This is a genomic window from Deltaproteobacteria bacterium (genome assembly GCA_021737785.1).
Lineage (GTDB): Bacteria > Desulfobacterota > DSM-4660 > Desulfatiglandales > Desulfatiglandaceae > AUK324.
This window is the reverse complement of the sequence record JAIPDI010000016.1, coordinates 13664-29571: the sequence shown is the minus strand read 5'-3', so window position 1 is coordinate 29571 and position 15908 is coordinate 13664. Positions and strand designations below refer to the sequence as shown.

Genomic DNA, 15908 nt, shown 5'->3' with positions numbered 1-15908 from the left:
CCTGACTACCTCCTTTTCACCTATTCCAACCCCATATGGGAGGTCATGTAAACCTGGAGGCTCCTACCGGAATTTGTTAAGTTCAGTTTCCTTCTGATATTCTTGCGGTGGGTTTTGACCGTTGACAGAGAGATGTGAAGGTGTTTGGCGATTTCCTCGCTCCTCATGCCGTTTTTGATCATGGCGGCGATGCGCATCTCGCTGGCCGATAGCGGCTGGGCCGATGACGCGCCACTGTTGAAATCCAGGCTCAGGTTTTCGATATTCCACATCAACTGGTTAAGCTCCACATAGTATTTCCCTATCCCTTCATCACGGAGAAGCTTTTCCACGATAGGAAGGATAAGCGTCCTGGTTCGCTGAAGGACACGCCTTTCAGATTCCTTCCGGGTACCATCCAGGTTCCGTGCAAGCACCGACAGGGCGTGGTTGGTTTCCATTAACTGGTTATTCAAATTCTCGAGCTCCGATTTACTGTGAAGGAGGTTTTTCTCGCTGATCTTGAGTTGATTCACCCTTTGTTCCAACTCTGCGTTGGCTTTTCGAAGCAGCCGCTCCGAATGCCATTTGGCACCGAGGGCTGTTGCAAATTGCCTCAGTTCTGGCAGGTGAAACGGTTTCTGAACATAAAGCATCTTGTCTTCCGGCAGAATTCGTGAAACGATCTCCGACGGGTCGATATCGAAACATCCCGTTACAACCACAAAATTGACATCAGGATCGAGCTGCCGGATCTGCTCTCCGGTCCACAGCCCATCCGGGCCGGGCGGCATCTTCATATCGAGGAAAATGACGGCAAACGGTGCCTCGGCGTTCAGGGCCTCGCGTACCGCATCGACCGCCTGATCCCCCTGGGTCCTGAGGGTCACATCAAATTGAAACTCCGATCCGGAGGTGGCACTGACAGATGAAAAGGCATCGTGATAAATATCGAGCGCATCCGGTTCATCGTCAACAGCAAGTATTCGGACTTGTTTCAGCATGGGCGTCTCTTCGGTTGTCTCTTCCGCATATCCTTTGAATAGGTCGCAGACCGCCCAATAGCCGGTCCTGCAAAAAATGCTCGGTCGAGGGGGAGCATATCATCACCCCAAAAATCATGTCAAGGAATCCACCCCTGCAACAGCAATTCTCATTTTGCGATTGATGATGTCACATATCCCGTTCGTAGTGTCGCCGTCAGGCGATTTTTCAGGGCCTGAAGGCTTCACCACAAACGGATCGTATCGCTGCAAAAAGCAAAAAGAGAATTGCTGCCCCTTTAAACGCTTAACCATTTCAGATCATATGCGTTTTGGCGCCTGGCTGGCGGTCCGATCAAGTAGGGTTCCGGACGATTTTTTATTTGGTCGTTATTTTTGCTCTTTTAATGAACTTGTTTCATCTTTTGCCGTGGCCTGACCCGCTACGTTAAAATTGAGGCATCCGCGTCATTGAAAAGGGGAGAACCATGTCCCAGGGTCTGGATTTGATTATTGTGGATAATGATCCGGTGGACATCTGTGTGGCATCAGACATCACGTATCTTCTTCTAAAACCTGTCAGATTATACGCACTGCAGCTGGCTGTGAAAGCGATTGCGAGCAAATATATAAAGTTCGCGAAAAAGCTGATGGCGGAGCCTCACCTTACTGAAATCGTTCAAAGACTTTAGTCAATTGCAACGGGTATCATCATTCCAGGCCCCAAGAACGCCGGGGATGATTGCAGCGACTTGTAGGATTCCGGAAAGGTTATATAAAGGCAGGGTCCTCGAAATCTGCCCGACCACGGAAATATAAGCGGAAAGAGGGGATGTGAATAGTACCCGGCCGCCTTGGGTTAGGGTGTGCAGATTGAGAATGAAAGGTCTCACCAGAATAGCAGTGACGCAAACAAAGCATGTTTCCATAGGTATGGATCGCCAGCCCTTACAATCGGCCGCGGCCGGCAATACGCCCGTTATGGATGCGTTGCCGATTCACCATCTGTTCCAGTTCCTGATCCCGAAGAAGGTTTTGCCTCACCAAATATTCTCCGATGCGACGCTGGAGCCGGCGCTGACGCCCCAAAAGGGCCATCACCTCAAAACGGGTTAAATATCCTGCACGGATTGCACTCTCCCCGAATTTCTCACCGGATCGCCTTTTCATGAGGATCATCCGGATTTGCCGTTCAGAAAGTTTCTGCCAACTCAGTGCAATCTGTCCGATCGTGGGACGCTGTTTTCTCTGCCATACAATGGCGTCTATGAGCGTCTGCCACGATATGACGCCGGTGTAATAGAGAAACTGACCGATCAATAGGTTTCGACTGGGTGCATTTCCGGTGAAAAAATGATCCGAAGGCCTTTTGCGCCGATTTCCTTGGGCGTTCTTCTCCGCCCTTGTCTTGCTCGAATCCACCTCGTTACCCAAAAAGATCGCCCCATTGCTCGTAATAATGGGGAGGAGGCTATGGTAAGCGGATGTCGCCTCCACAAATCGTGCAGCCATTTTGGCGGAATCCTCTCCGATGCTGCCCGCCCTGTCCGGATGGGTTTCGAGGGCTCTTTTCCGATAGGCCGCCTTCAGACCCGATGGTTGAAGGTATTGGAAAAATTCCAGCGACGGTTGGATATGAGGACCAAAAAGAACGCCACACGCCTTGCTTGCCTCTGTCATTGTTAACGCTGTCATACGTCTCAGCCCCTGATCTTATCTTTATCTTTTAAAAAAACTATCAGATGGAACCGACGGAGGAATATAACCGACAAGATTATTAGTCCATATATTGGGTTTCTGTCAAGAGGAAAACCTCCATATGGTGATTTCCGGTTGAAAACTGCATCGCGGACCTACGGGTGCCGTTCTCTTCGCAATCCGGAGCCCAGACCGGATAAAAACCTTCCCAACGGCTCGTCAGATCCGAAGGAAGAGAGGTCTCCGTCATCTGGGTGACTCCCTCACCCTTTTTGATTCTGCCCGCCTCTCCTTCGCCACTTGATCAAAGACCGAAGAAAAATCCATCCCCTCCTGGAAACCGGTCGAATCCATATGCGCTCCTCTATTTTCAGAGGAATTTTCCACCGACGCCTTTTCAGAATCCGCAGACCCGGCCCTGTTTCCGGAATTGAACAAGGCCTGATATACCCGCCCCAACTCAATCCGGTTCAGCCTGAAACATACATGCTCATACACATCTCTGCTGATCCGTGCGGCGCCCGCGCCGATTCTTCGGGAATACCTGCGCCACCGTGGGGGGTCCAAATGGAGCTCTGCCTGAGGCCCCGGCCGCGTACGGTGGGAAAAAGAGGTCATCAGGTCCCCGTACGCCCTGTTGATCTCCTTTAATTTTTCCTCTGCCTTTTTTCTCAGTCTGGGGTCTTGGGTGAATCTGTCGGGATGCCAGACCCGAACCAGGTCTTTGTATCCCTGTTTGACCTCCTCTATAGAGGCGCCATGGCTGACTTCCAAGGTCTTATAGGAGTTGCGGATATTTATCACGATGTTTCTTGATCCCCGAACCGGAAAGATCTCACACGGAAACACTGAGCCATGGAGATTTTGTAAAACTACGCTTCTTGAAATTTCGCTTTTGTGCGTTCTACACGTTTCATGGTTCAGGGATTCTGCGTGCTCTTTGTGGCCTCGCCCCCCCTGCCTCATGGAATCTTCGTTCGGTTAGACCATCCTCTCCACCGCCCAACCTCGGCCTCTTTATTTGAGTTTTCCGTTGAGGCTATAAATAAACACCAAGACTTCGGCCACCGCCCGATACAGCTCAGGGGGAATTTCGTAATTTAGATCCAGCGTCTCCAAGACCTGGGCCAGGTCCTTGTCAGGATACACAGGCACATTGTTGTCTTTTGCCATCTCGATAATTTTTTCGGCAATGGCGTTTCTTCCCTTTGCCAGGACCCGGGGGGCGCGGTCCTTTTCCCGGTCGTATTTTATGGCCACGGCCTTTTTGGGATCATCCATTTTAAACCTTCAGGTCTATCAGACCGGTGCTCTCAGGAGGCAGGTCTTCGAATTCAAATTCAGATATCTTCTTCTCGGAGACAACGACATTGACGGCGACGCTTTTGAAAATATCCCCCAATATTGTTTTCAACCCATCAACATGACCATCCACAATTTCCTTTATGGGGAATTCACTCACAGAAAACTCTATGGTCAGGGACCTCCCGTTCAAGAACAAATCGCTCCTGATCCGACCGATCTTCTCCATATCCAACAGGAGGGAAACCCTGTAACCTTCCCCCTCTGTTGACCTCTTTTTCTTGGAGTAATAGACCTTTATTTTTCCATCCTTCTCCAGTTCTTTCATCGGAAGCAGATAGGTATACACCTGAACCGCTTCGGATCTCATGGACCGGGTTCCGGTGTCGTGCTGTTGCACAGTGATTTCCGTCAGGAGCTTACCCACTGTTTTGCGCAGTCCTTCCGGGTCTTTCATGTCGAGGATCTTCAAGGCAGGGTCTTTTCCGTCGAGAAATTCCCTCAGAACCAACAGGTTGGCCTTCAGGTCCTTGTTGATGACGTGCTTTATTCCGGAAATTTCGCTGGATTCTCGTGCGGGTATCTCGCTCTTCCCCTGAATGAACGGTTCAATGATCTTTTCAAGCTTTTTTTCATAAAAAATTCCTGTGTCCTCAATGAACTTCTTGAGCTGGGCGGCAATCCGGGGCACATCTTTCCCCATATCCATCGGCTCGAAATGAAACATGAGGGCCCTTACGGCATTGCCGAGTTCCGAATGTCCCGGCTTTTCAGGGCCAGCGGTCGGAAGCAGATCGCGAATCTGCGACTGAAATTCCTTCAGCAGGTGACGGGATGGAAACTCCCCCAAGATAAAATTCTTCTTTGCGGGTTCGGAAATTCCCGGTCCAGGGCCGCACAGCCCCAGCCTGAGCGACGCTCCTTTATGCATGACCTTTACATGGATCTCCTCTCCCAGTTTGACAGGGAACCTCACCTCGGCCATGGCGCGGAAGCGCCCAAAGTCCATGAAGGCCTTGCCGGCCCCCTTGAGTTCAAGGACCTTTCCGACCAATCTGTCCCCGACCCTGAGTTCTCCCTGCTCGGGGAGTGATTTTTCATTCCCCGATAATATGAGTGACTTCACAAGTGAAGCGATCTTCATCTGTCCGTATCTTAGGCCCTTATCGCCCGGTTTTCTGTCACAAAAAACAAGAAAATATGGCCATCCTTCCACTGCGAGCTTAGCCTTCCGTCATTCCGGCACGTTTCTAGCCGGAATCCAGAAACACGGCGGAGTGGATTCCGGCCAAGGGCATGCCGGAATGACGGGACAGCACACAGGCGTTTTGGTTGCGGGCATCCGCTTTAGTCCCACTATTGAAGGTAACACCACGAAAAGGCCGATAAGACATGGTGTGAAAAAAGAGTCCGCCTCACTCCCATATTAGCAAAAAGTGTTCCACATGCCTTCGCGATTCTCAGACCGGTTGGTGGGACTTTGAAGCCTTTATCCACAATATTCCCACCGGAAGTCGCCTCATGGAGGATGTCATTTTTTTGACATGATTTGGTGTCCGGGATGATAAACGTGGGCGGGATGAGGACCCGGTGGAGAGCGCGTGGAGGTGGGAAGATCTTAGCTGAAATGCTTTTATCGAATCCGTCAGGGGGGAGTTCTGTCGGGTCTGATTTCAAACCCATTCACAATTTCATACCCACCAGAGCCATTGCAAAATCCTGGAACATCTCCTCGTCAAGTCGTCCCTTCACCACATCCTTTTTTATGATGCCCAGGGCATTCAACGATCCGACCGGATCCTTGTATGGCCGCCAATTTGTCAACGCCTCATATACATCAATGATCGCCAGAATCTTTGATTCCGCCAACAGATCTTTCCCCTCCAGCTTCTTTGGATAACCTGAACCGTCGCATCTTTCATGGTGCTGCAGGGCGCCCAGCCTGACCCGCTTCTCCACTTTGGTCTGCACCAGCATATTGTACCCGTGCTTGGGGTGGGTCTTGATGAGATCAAACTCATCCGCAGTCAGTCTGCGGGGGGCCTTGAGAATGCTGTCAGGAATTTCGAGTTTTCCGATATCGTGAAACAGACCCATCAGACCGAATGACTTCAAATCATCGTACCCGTAGCCGGCCTGTCGTGAACAGGCCAGACAGTGCAACATCACGTTGACCGAGTGTACGGAGGTCGACGCATCCTTTAGGGTCACCTCCACCATCCTCTTTACAACCGCTTCATCTGCCAGATATTCTCTCAGGACGATGTCCACCGTCGCCCTCATATGAGGTACCACTTCGCCCACCGGCACGCTGACAGCCAAATCCAGTATCCTGGTCAGAAGCTGTTTTGACTCAAGAGGTTCCGTTTTCAGAATCGTCTTAAGCCGCTTATTATATTCCTGGTGCCGGGAAGATACGAAGTCGAGTTGGTCGTTTAAAGAAACATACAGGCGTTTAGGCACCATCCCCATTTTTACACGAATTTTATCAACATCCACTCCTCTCGGCTTATAGAGTACAAATCTTTCCGAGGTGGGATCCTGATAATATACATCGTAATTTCTATATCTCTCGACGTTTGTTGTTATCTCTACGGCCCTGGTCCTGTCCACAAGCGCGTCCTGTTCTTCGGGTTCCGAGGATTAAGTTTCAACAGCCTGAGATTTTCCGTTTTCAGGTGCTTCCTCTCCGCCCGTCCTCTCCTTCAAAAACACCTTTAAGTCCCTGCAGACCAGATCGGATGCCTGGGTCAGTAAGTCAACAAAAGTTTCCCGGTATCCCTTTTCCTGCATACTCTCCTCGATGATTTTGCGATATTTTTTCCGACCTTCGGAGACCGTTCCCCGCAATCGTTCCACGATTTCCAGAGGTTCCATCTCTTCAGGCAGTTGGAACCGTCCGACGATTCGGGTCGCCTCCCTTGCGATAAATTCCAGCTGGTAGTTGGGGCCTTCCGGAACCGTGCGTTCGTAGGTGTCGTGGTACATCACGGCATCGCAGATATCCTCGGGGATGTGAAATCGCTTCAAGACGAGCGCGCCGATCTCGGCATGGGTTGTTCCCACGATTCGTCGCTCCGCCTCCCGGGTCGGGATGCCTTCTGAAATCTTCAGGGCAATTATTTGGCGAAATTCCTCTTTAAAGTAAATCGCCAGGACCAGCTTTCCGATGTTCTGAAGTATGGCCACGGTAAAAAGGTCTTCCGGTCTCTCATAGCTCAGGATCTCTCCCATTACCCGGGAGACGGCCCCGCAAAACCGGGCCTGCCGCTGAAACTTTTCAAAATTAAACCCTTCAAAGTCGATGTGTTTTATAAAATGCGACATCAGGATGGATGAAGTGAGGATCTTTTTCATTTGGGCAAATCCCAATACCCTTACGGCAAATCCGATGGACCGGACTTCCCGTCCGTAATAGGCCGAATTGGCCATTTCAAGAAACCGGGTGGCCACATCCGGGGAGAGATTTCCCGCGATCTTTTCAAAATTGGCGTCAGGATCATCCAGCATGGAAATGACTTCAAAAACCGCCACATCCACCAGAGGGAGTTCCTGAATCTGCCTTTCAATGATTTCCTTTTGAATGGGTCCCTTCATATTGCTTCCTGAGAACTCCGATGATTATAGTTTTGAGGCCTATTTGGGATCATCCCGTTTCTAAGCTGCCCACTGGACTCGGTGTCTGTCACCTAATCTGCAGATTTTGTAGAAATTGGAGAGTTGGACGCACCATTTTCATGCCTTAACGCAAAACGCTCCTCAGCCCGCGACGTCCTGACCGATTGCGGTCACGTCTTCGCCAGGAGCCCTGCCTGAAAGATATCCCGTGAGACTGGAAACATGCACGTTTCATACCATCCGGATCATGAAAATTCTGTGTTACGAGAGGCGCCGTCTCGCTCCATGCATTGTTCTGTTTTTTTCGGCGAAAGATGCCCCGAGGCCATATTCATCGCGAGATGTCGGTTTTCTCTCAATAATGCTAAAGGAATCGGAGGATCCTGCCGATAAGATGGGTGGAGATAAATGACTCCTCGGAAAAGCGGATCAACAGGCAACCACCGGATAGAGAAACAGGCTATGATGGACAGTGTCAACACGGATAATCTCTTTGTTTATGCCTATCAACAACAACAGGCGTTGGAAAGCCTATCCAATAACGCCTTAAGCGCCGGTCTGGATTTATATAGAAAAGAGGACTACAAGGCCGCGGCCAAGGCGTTCCAGCGCGCAATCGATCTGGCGCCGCAATCCAATCTTGCCCCTGACGCCTGTAATTATCTTTCCATGTCGTATCTCAAACAAGGTGAGCCGGATAAGGCCATTGATGCCTACAAAAAATGGATTCAGTTAAACCCAGGCCAAGCCGACCCCCATCTTAAGCTCGGTAACCTCTATTTCTCCCAGAAACAACACGGCGAGGCGCTTGAAGAATTCTCTCAAGCGGTCAGCCTGGACCCGAGTGCAAAAAATAGGTACTCTCTGGGGCAGGCATATCTCTTCATGGATCGCTACAGTGAGGCTGAAACCCAATTCCGGCACGTTCAAAGACTCCAACCCAAGGATCCGGCCGGATATTACGGAATGGGGCTTGCCTACAGCAAACAGGGCCGGCATGAAAATGCCGTTAAGATGTTTGATCAGGCCATCAGATTGGACCGCGAGTTCTACGATGCCTACGCTGAGAAGGGGTATGCCTACGCTGATATGGGCAACATGGATGAGGCCCAGAAAATCTTTGAATTCCTTGAAGATGAAGATCCCGATCTGGCTGATATGCTCTCACGATACATCTACAAGGTGGATCCGCCAAAAATGGTATTTGCCTCTGCACTCGAAAGCACCTTCGCCTATCAGAGGCCGCGAAAAACCCTGGTCTCCGGCCTCGATTCCTATCTGGAAAATGCCAATGCTGAAAAGACATTCAAGATGGTCTTTAATTTTGACAAGGAAATGGACAGGGCTTCTGTTGAAGACCGTTTCAATTGGACGATCCAGAGGTCATTGATGGACGGCTCCGGTACTGCATATAATCTCGGGCTCTCCGTACCTGATACCGAGGTGGGGATCACCAGTTTTCCAGACTATGTCCTGTATGATGCAGACGCGCTGTCAGCCACCGTTCACTTCACGATTCAGCAAAACGAATCGGCTGACGGCACCATCGATCCTTCGCACATCGAGTTCAAATTCAGGGGCGAAGATAAGTGGGGCCTCTCCATGGATAAGGATGCCGACCAGTTTACAGGCTTTTCCGGGGTATTCTGATAGGATTTATGACCGACGATTTATCCTTGTCGATTGGATAACGGCCTGGAAACAGGAGGACGTGTACCGGTAACCGCAGAACGCTTCATCGAAGGCCATGAGAAGCCGCTCTTGGTTCAGTTTGCGCGTTGCGGGTTACGGGATGATTGAAACGCTGTTTTTGTGACTCTGATCTGCGACCTCTGACACCTGACTTCAGACCTCTACCCCTCGTTGCGAGCGGTTGTGGTCTGCCATGCCGCGTGGGCAAATAACAGGGCAAGGCACGAAAAGGCCACAACCACAAGTTTCACCACGACCCCTATCACCGCCCTCCATACCTGGTCCTCTTTTGAATCGTCCGCCCCCGTTGCCTTTGTTTCAGGGGTGCCGACAACGGGTGTGTTTTTTACGGATGGCGCATTCAATTCCTTCACAGGGGCAGATGCCGCATTCTCCAAATGTGTCCGAGGAGACATGGATACAGCGCTTAAAGACGAAACCGCTGAGACGTTGCCGTTTTCAATTTCTTGCGAGGCCTCCCGGAGGGCCGCTTCATCAGAATGGGCCTGCTCCTCTATCAGAGCCTTTCCACTTTCCGGCGGGTCCGTATTTTTCCTTTCTACGGATTCCCCCTGAGGAGCATGGTGGAAAACGTTTCCAGGCCTTTTAACTACGGACTCAGTAGTGCCCTCGTTCTGTCCCGGAGCGGAAGACACCTTGCTATCCGCAGGTCCGCTCTTCTCGACTGCTCCCCCGGATCCCGCCCCTTTTCCCGGGGGGGCCTTTGACGCTCCATCTGCAGGCGCCGCATGAGCCGCTACCGGGGTTGTGGATGTCGAAGGTAACCCCCCTGATTTTTTTTGGAGCTGCGGCGAAGGAGATGCCGTCGTGGACAGGGCGGTCGGATCCTTTACGTATTTTCCATAGACCCAGCCAATAAACCCGAAGGTATCTTCCTCCACAACCACCTTATACCACCCTTCCTTCTCATCACTGACAGTCACCTCAACGCCCTGATCAATCTGCGTTATGACAGGGTTTGTTTCCCCTGGTGCTTTTCTGACATTCACCCTCGCCGTGACTTCCCCGTTCCACGGGTCATAGGCCTCACAGCGGCCCGCCCAGCAAGCGATGACCCCTGCGCCCAAACATGCAAACCATTTCAACAGCCAAACGCGTCTTCTCAACATTTTTTCCGCCCGATCTTGATTTTCATCAGTTCACCATCGGCCCCTTTTGATTCATTGGGGATGTGCTTCAATCACTATTCCTGCCATAACAGCAACTACCATGCCATTTGTCTCTTATTCCTTAGGATTCTGGTTCAAAAAAATCAGAAAAATTCCTTTGTCCGTGGCTCTGTTCGAGGTGATTTTTGATTGTGTCCGTATGCGTTAGCCCCTTGATGGATGCCTCTCAACCGACCTCATGTTGTAGTAAAGGAGGATTTTACCGCTGTTGTTTCACTGGGGTATCTCCATGTGAACCCTTCTTTGGTTCCGACGCCGGACGTATGCGGCTTGGTTGTTAACGAAACTGAGAAGGGAGGGGATTATTTGATGTGTTGGGTGAGACAAGTCAAGTTTCTATTGAATTGTGTCGATAACAAAGAATAAGCGATTGTCATATAAAGGAGTTTAAGATGAAGATGTCAAGACCCATACTCGGACTTCAGCACACGCTGAACCCGCTTCATGTCTACTGTCGCCTTCTGGACGCCGGACTGAGCAGGGATTTTTCAGCGCAACTATGCCGATATTATGAAATATCCCTATTCAGGTGGATCGCACGGTTCACCCATTGATCCATCTCCCTCTTGTTCCTGGCCCAGGGCGAAGATCCTGAAACATGTTATTACGTGGCGCTATAATCGCCCCTGCTGAATTTCAGGACCTCAAGCGACGAAACGATGAGCGTCTGGTTCAGGATCTCTCTGAGCGGATCACCGTCAGGCAAGGCATCGGCCTTTGATGTCAAGCCTTCATATTGTTTTTTGATCTCATTGATCAACGGATCCATCTCACTCAGGCCGACCTCTCGATCACCCAACTTCTGGCGGTAGGCATCGAGCGTATCCAGAAGCCGCTCGGTCTGCTCCAGTACAGGAGTTGTGGTTGACAACGAAGAGGGATCGAAACATATCCCTCCAATCGGCTTCACCAACGAGGGGGCCTGTCCTGTTGATGTTGGGCTGGATACTGTCTCCATCGTTTCCTTCAATATCTCCCCAAATCGATTGTTCTGCGTTTGCTCGCCTTTCCGGAGCGCGGCACTACGGACAGGATCGAGAACTTCATTGATTGTTTCAACCTTCATTATATTTTCCTCCTTTGGGTTCTTATCGGCACCACTCGGGACCGGGAATGACCTGATGCTTCAACTTAAATCCTACTTCCCGGATCTTGTTGCAAGAACCATGCTACATCTGGGAATAAACCACAAAGCCCTTTGGTTTCAAATAGATGCATCCTTATACATAAGACTCAAGATCTGAGATAAGGGCTGCAACAGGGAAAATATTTCCCCTTCCCGTCGCCATCCAGCCATTCTTCAGGGGTGTTTGGCAGGCATCATCTTGATTTGGGCCGATCCTCAATCAAGCATTATCAAACAACAATCACAAACCCGGTTGATATCCACACCCCCATACAAACCATTTAAGTTTCTCCTCAGTCAACCGATATAAATACCTGAGGAGTTCAGCGGTTGAAAGTCGCTGATGATTTGAGGCAAAATAGTTGAGGACAAAATAATTAAATATTCCATAAATAATACAAATTACTTCAATTATAGATCCTTTGGCATCGGTTTTAAGGGAGATGGATCTGGAATGATGGAATGGTGGAATCAGTCCTCTTCATTCGGCTTATCCACATATTCCAAACTTGCACTATTCCGATTGGGGGGAAATCCTAAGTTGGATGACAATATATATAAGGAAGGAAAAGATGCACAGACTGAAAGAACTTATCCGTGACTTATTTGATGTAGAAATGGATTCCCTACACAATATCGAAATTCAGGATATTGACTTTGCCCCTATTGCAAGAAAAGAGATAGATAAGACGGTCGGAGAGATGTCATCTCTGGTGGAACTGTCGATCGATATTCCGGGGGGACGGGAGCTCTCTTTGGAAAACGCTGTCCAGTGCCAAGGCTTCTGGGTAGAAAGCACCAAAGATCTGGTCCTGTATCTGTGGGATGGCTATCAGTCCAAGATGATCCTCCTCGGCAGCAATAACTGGGCAGTCCGTAACGATATCACCATTCATTGAACAGCAGAAAAAGTGCCTAAAGTGTCTGAAGTTGAGAAGCAGCAATCCCTCCCCGGGGGGGACGGATCTTCGACCAGAGACGCGCAACGAGCAACCAGCATCCAGCAACCAGAAACCAGCATCCAGTATCCAACACCACTAAAATTTCGCCTTTGCATCATCAATGGAAAGGTCAATCGGGATTTCGCTGGTCTCTTGAAACTCCTTCAATTCTTCACTCAATCCTGAAGTTCCGACCACCCGGACGCGAATGCCGGCCTTCTGGCAGTTCTGAATGATTGTTATGATAAGCTTGATCAGGGATACATTTGTTCCCACCACCTTCTGCAGATTCAAGATCATTTTCCGAATGCCGGAGTCGACCATCGCCTCAATCTTGTTTTTGAAATGTCCCTCAATTTCCACACTGACCGGCCTGTCCACCTTCTGGGGAAGTGTAAGGATCTGGATATCTCCATCAATTGAAAAATACCTGGCAGAAGTATCTTCTGCCTCCACTCCCTTTTTCGATTCCAGCGTCAAAATTTTGGTAACCCGATCGATAAGCTGCTCTCCTTTAAAAGGCTTTACCATATAGTCGGTTACGCCCATCTTTACTATTTCAAGAACATTTTCCTTCCCTGATTCAGCCGTCAACATGATGACATAGGTATCCTTGAGATCGGGGTCCTTTTTCAGCTTATCGAGCATCTCCGTTCCGTTCATGACAGGCATGGTAATATCGAGAACAATCAAATCCGGCCGCTCCTTCCTGGCCACCTCCAGACCCTGGTGGCCGTTCTCCGCTTCAAAAAGCTTACATTCAAAGGGTTTGAATGCCTTTTTTACGATCATCCGAATCGTCTTGCTGTCGTCAACCGTCAACACCTTCAGCGCCATATCGTCTCTCCAGTCATTATAGTATTTGTTAGTTGTCTGTTTTAACAAAGACCTCAACCAGGGCCAGGTTCTCTTCATACTGGAATACAAAACTCTCGTTTCGCGTCCATCCCTTTGTTTCGGTCGTAAAATCCGAGCCGCTTGTGATAGAAGGAATCGACAGATCACATGCCAGATCAGCGTCACAAAAACGCGACTTCAAATCTCCTCCAATCATATTGCTCAATTCTCCGATCACATCGTAAACCTCTTCTTCTCCTTCGATTTCATTCGTCTCCATCCCCAGCATCGCAGCGGTAATCAGGCGGGCAAAATCCTCATTCACGTGAAGGCTGACGTTTCCCATGACTTTTCCCGCAAACCCAACGGACCCCACAATGCGTCTCCCCTCTCCATTCAAGGGAAAATCCTTCTCAGACACCTCCATGCTCATGGAAAGCATGGTATCAAATACCCCATACACTGAGTTCGTAATAAACGTCTTGAGATCTAATGTATCAATATCAGACATATCCACCCCCTTATCCTACCCGGTTGAAAATAAACATCATCTTGAGGCTTGGCTCTGGTTGCTTGTCACTGGTTGCGCGTTGCCGGGTGCTGGTTACCCCTGGGACCTGAATTCGGCTGTCCGAGGCAAAACCCGAACCCTCGCTTGAACAGTTTCCGCCTGTTCTGACTATTCTGACTGGGTACCGGCCGAAGACGACAAGCGTGTGTATCCCATCAGCCGTTGTCAACCCGAGCTCGGGCGTCAAGATAGCGTTGCCTTTTTGACTCCGCAATGATTTTTAGCAAAATCCATACCAACCCCTGCGACTCTCAACTTCCCAACCTTTGGACCCTTGGACCGCTACGACATTTTTTTATAAATTCCCTAAAGTTTCTAATCCATCGGTCGATAATAGAACCAAGAGCAAACAACTGTTTCAAATCTGTTCCAGAAAAGGAGGTGAAAAAGAAAGGGAATCAGTTTTTCCGATGCTGTCATCGGAAACTAACCGGAAACTAAACAGTCTGCCGGCAAGAATGCCGGGATGACACCTAGAAAAGGAGAACTATCATGGCAGATGTTTCATTAACCGCAGGAATGAGGGCAAATCTATTTCAATTGCAGTCAACCTCTAAGGCCATGGAAACGGCTCAGTCCAGGCTGTCCACTGGTCTGAGGGTCCAGAGCGCCCTGGATGATCCGGTAGCCTTTTTCAAGGCAGCGGAGCACACCCAAAGGGCCGGCGACCTTGCAGGCCGTAAGGACGAGATGAGTGAGGCCATTGGAACGGTCAACGCGGCCAACAACGGCATCGAGGCCATCACCGATCTGATCGATGCTGCCAAGTCCCTGGCCCAGTCGGCCCAGTCAGAGTCCAACACCAGTGACAGAGCCACGCTTCAAACCCAGTTCAACAGCATGCTGACCCAGATCAACAACCTGTCCAATGATTCCGGATACAAGGGGGTCAACCTCCTGAATGGAACCGGAGACACCCTGGTGGTGACCTTTGATGCCGATGGGACCAACAAGCTGACACTTCAGGGGTTCGATTCCGAGGTAGGAACCGGCGGGCTCAGCATCACCTCGGCTGCAAATTGGAGCGACAGCACGATCGGTAACGTATCAACGGTCATCTCGAACTTGGACACTGCCAAGAATACGCTGAGGACCGAAAGTCAGAAACTGTCCAACAACATGAGTATCATCACCGCAAGGCAGGATTTTACGGATAAGATGATCAACACCCTGGAAGACGGTGCGGCAGCCCTGACAAACGCCGACATGAATGAGGAAGGCGCCAACATGCTGATGCTTCAGACTCGGCAGTCATTAGGCACCACCTCATTGAGCCTGGCCTCTCAGGCCGCCCAGTCCGTCCTGAGGCTGTTCTAAACCACATCACCAATCCTCTAACCCGGGAGGGGGTATATACTTCCCCCTCCCGATCCCATAAAACATCAATCATCCCATAAGCATTCTGTTGCCCCCCAACCCCACGAAGTCAATGAACCCAGCCCCCATCAACGAGTAAAGATCACTCCCGTTGAAGACAGGACCTTCCCACTGCGATGCTGGATACCCTTTGCTCCCTGCCCCCTGCCCCTTGCTCCATGCCCTTTCCCCACATCGCTCATCCCTCAATTCCAAACTTCCTAACGCAGACTAACGGCCGCAACCAAAATTCTCAAACAAAGACACTAAGGCACAAAGCTTTTTTTGTCCAAAGGCTATTACCGAATAACGAACTACCGCCCGTCAGGGCTTGGTCTGTTCTGATCCTGGATCTGCCTCGTGAAATTCATGTAAATGACAGCGAAGCGCATTTCACTGGGGTCTTTCTTCCAGGATCAGAACGAACCCATCAAGACTTCTTCGCGCCCGCCCCGGCCGCCCCGTTAAACCCCTCTTCTTCTCTTGTTTAACCGGGGTAGCTCCGGTAGATGGTACTGGGGTCCTTCGCCCCGTTGAACCGGGGTCCCCTCAGGAATGTTCAACCGGGGCGCCTTGACGGTTCAACAAAACTTCTCCGCAAATTGCGTAGAAGTT

The 15908-nt window shown here is 50.2% G+C and carries 17 protein-coding genes; 6 read left to right on the top strand and 11 right to left on the bottom strand.

What is annotated here, in order from left to right:
- Window positions 1-20: 20 nt before the first annotated feature.
- Window positions 21-983 (bottom strand): LuxR C-terminal-related transcriptional regulator, encoded by a 963-nt coding sequence (locus K9N21_09725; protein MCF8144186.1) that lies wholly within the window; start codon window positions 981-983, stop codon window positions 21-23.
- Between the two features lie 76 nt (window positions 984-1059).
- Here K9N21_09725 and K9N21_09720 point away from each other — a divergent pair, with 76 nt between their 5' ends.
- A complete protein-coding gene (locus K9N21_09720; GenBank protein MCF8144185.1) occupies window positions 1060-1401 on the top strand; it encodes a hypothetical protein in 342 nt (113 codons plus the stop codon).
- Window positions 1402-1450: 49 nt separating this feature from the next.
- On the top strand, window positions 1451-1654 hold the full coding sequence (locus tag K9N21_09715) for a hypothetical protein (GenBank protein ID MCF8144184.1): 204 nt from the start codon (window positions 1451-1453) through the stop codon (window positions 1652-1654).
- Window positions 1655-1910: 256 nt separating this feature from the next.
- On the opposite strand, the gene K9N21_09710 is transcribed toward K9N21_09715, so the two are convergent.
- The 6 genes from K9N21_09710 to K9N21_09685 all read right to left on the bottom strand — a co-directional run bounded on the left by K9N21_09710 (window position 1911) and on the right by K9N21_09685 (window position 7559).
- Window positions 1911-2657, bottom strand: coding sequence for a J domain-containing protein (locus K9N21_09710; GenBank protein ID MCF8144183.1), 747 nt, complete (start codon window positions 2655-2657; stop codon window positions 1911-1913).
- A 249-nt stretch (window positions 2658-2906) separates the two neighbouring features.
- Window positions 2907-3626, bottom strand: coding sequence for a DnaJ domain-containing protein (locus K9N21_09705; GenBank protein MCF8144182.1), 720 nt, complete (start codon window positions 3624-3626; stop codon window positions 2907-2909).
- Window positions 3627-3677: 51 nt separating this feature from the next.
- Window positions 3678-3941, bottom strand: a complete 264-nt coding sequence (locus K9N21_09700) for an EscU/YscU/HrcU family type III secretion system export apparatus switch protein (GenBank protein MCF8144181.1) — start codon at window positions 3939-3941, stop codon at window positions 3678-3680.
- Window position 3942: 1 nt separating this feature from the next.
- Window positions 3943-5106: a hypothetical protein gene (locus K9N21_09695; protein ID MCF8144180.1), complete on the bottom strand. Its 1164-nt coding sequence runs from the start codon at window positions 5104-5106 to the stop codon at window positions 3943-3945.
- A gap of 539 nt (window positions 5107-5645) precedes the next feature.
- Window positions 5646-6575 carry an HD domain-containing protein gene (locus tag K9N21_09690; GenBank protein ID MCF8144179.1) on the bottom strand — a complete coding sequence of 310 codons (930 nt, stop codon included), beginning with the start codon at window positions 6573-6575 and terminating at the stop codon, window positions 5646-5648.
- Between the two features lie 30 nt (window positions 6576-6605).
- The gene (locus tag K9N21_09685; protein MCF8144178.1) at window positions 6606-7559 is read right to left on the bottom strand and encodes an HDOD domain-containing protein; all 954 of its coding nucleotides are present in this window, start codon (window positions 7557-7559) and stop codon (window positions 6606-6608) included.
- A 429-nt stretch (window positions 7560-7988) separates the two neighbouring features.
- Here K9N21_09685 and K9N21_09680 point away from each other — a divergent pair, with 429 nt between their 5' ends.
- Window positions 7989-9230 (top strand): tetratricopeptide repeat protein, encoded by a 1242-nt coding sequence (locus K9N21_09680; GenBank protein ID MCF8144177.1) that lies wholly within the window; start codon window positions 7989-7991, stop codon window positions 9228-9230.
- A 203-nt stretch (window positions 9231-9433) separates the two neighbouring features.
- Here K9N21_09680 and K9N21_09675 read toward each other — a convergent pair whose 3' ends face one another.
- On the bottom strand, window positions 9434-10402 hold the full coding sequence (locus K9N21_09675; GenBank protein ID MCF8144176.1) for an SH3 domain-containing protein: 969 nt from the start codon (window positions 10400-10402) through the stop codon (window positions 9434-9436).
- A 452-nt stretch (window positions 10403-10854) separates the two neighbouring features.
- Between K9N21_09675 and K9N21_09670 the strand changes: the two genes are divergently transcribed.
- Window positions 10855-11016: a hypothetical protein gene (locus tag K9N21_09670; GenBank protein MCF8144175.1), complete on the top strand. Its 162-nt coding sequence runs from the start codon at window positions 10855-10857 to the stop codon at window positions 11014-11016.
- 50 nt (window positions 11017-11066) lie between these two features.
- On the opposite strand, the gene K9N21_09665 is transcribed toward K9N21_09670, so the two are convergent.
- Window positions 11067-11528, bottom strand: a complete 462-nt coding sequence (locus tag K9N21_09665) for a hypothetical protein (GenBank protein ID MCF8144174.1) — start codon at window positions 11526-11528, stop codon at window positions 11067-11069.
- Between the two features lie 632 nt (window positions 11529-12160).
- Between K9N21_09665 and K9N21_09660 the strand changes: the two genes are divergently transcribed.
- Window positions 12161-12487 (top strand): hypothetical protein, encoded by a 327-nt coding sequence (locus K9N21_09660; protein ID MCF8144173.1) that lies wholly within the window; start codon window positions 12161-12163, stop codon window positions 12485-12487.
- 138 nt (window positions 12488-12625) lie between these two features.
- Here K9N21_09660 and K9N21_09655 read toward each other — a convergent pair whose 3' ends face one another.
- Both K9N21_09655 and K9N21_09650 read right to left on the bottom strand, forming a co-directional pair.
- Window positions 12626-13366, bottom strand: coding sequence for a response regulator (locus K9N21_09655; protein ID MCF8144172.1), 741 nt, complete (start codon window positions 13364-13366; stop codon window positions 12626-12628).
- A gap of 28 nt (window positions 13367-13394) precedes the next feature.
- Window positions 13395-13877: a chemotaxis protein CheX gene (locus tag K9N21_09650; protein MCF8144171.1), complete on the bottom strand. Its 483-nt coding sequence runs from the start codon at window positions 13875-13877 to the stop codon at window positions 13395-13397.
- A gap of 552 nt (window positions 13878-14429) precedes the next feature.
- Between K9N21_09650 and K9N21_09645 the strand changes: the two genes are divergently transcribed.
- A complete protein-coding gene (locus K9N21_09645; protein MCF8144170.1) occupies window positions 14430-15254 on the top strand; it encodes a flagellin in 825 nt (274 codons plus the stop codon).
- Window positions 15255-15908 lie beyond the last annotated feature (654 nt).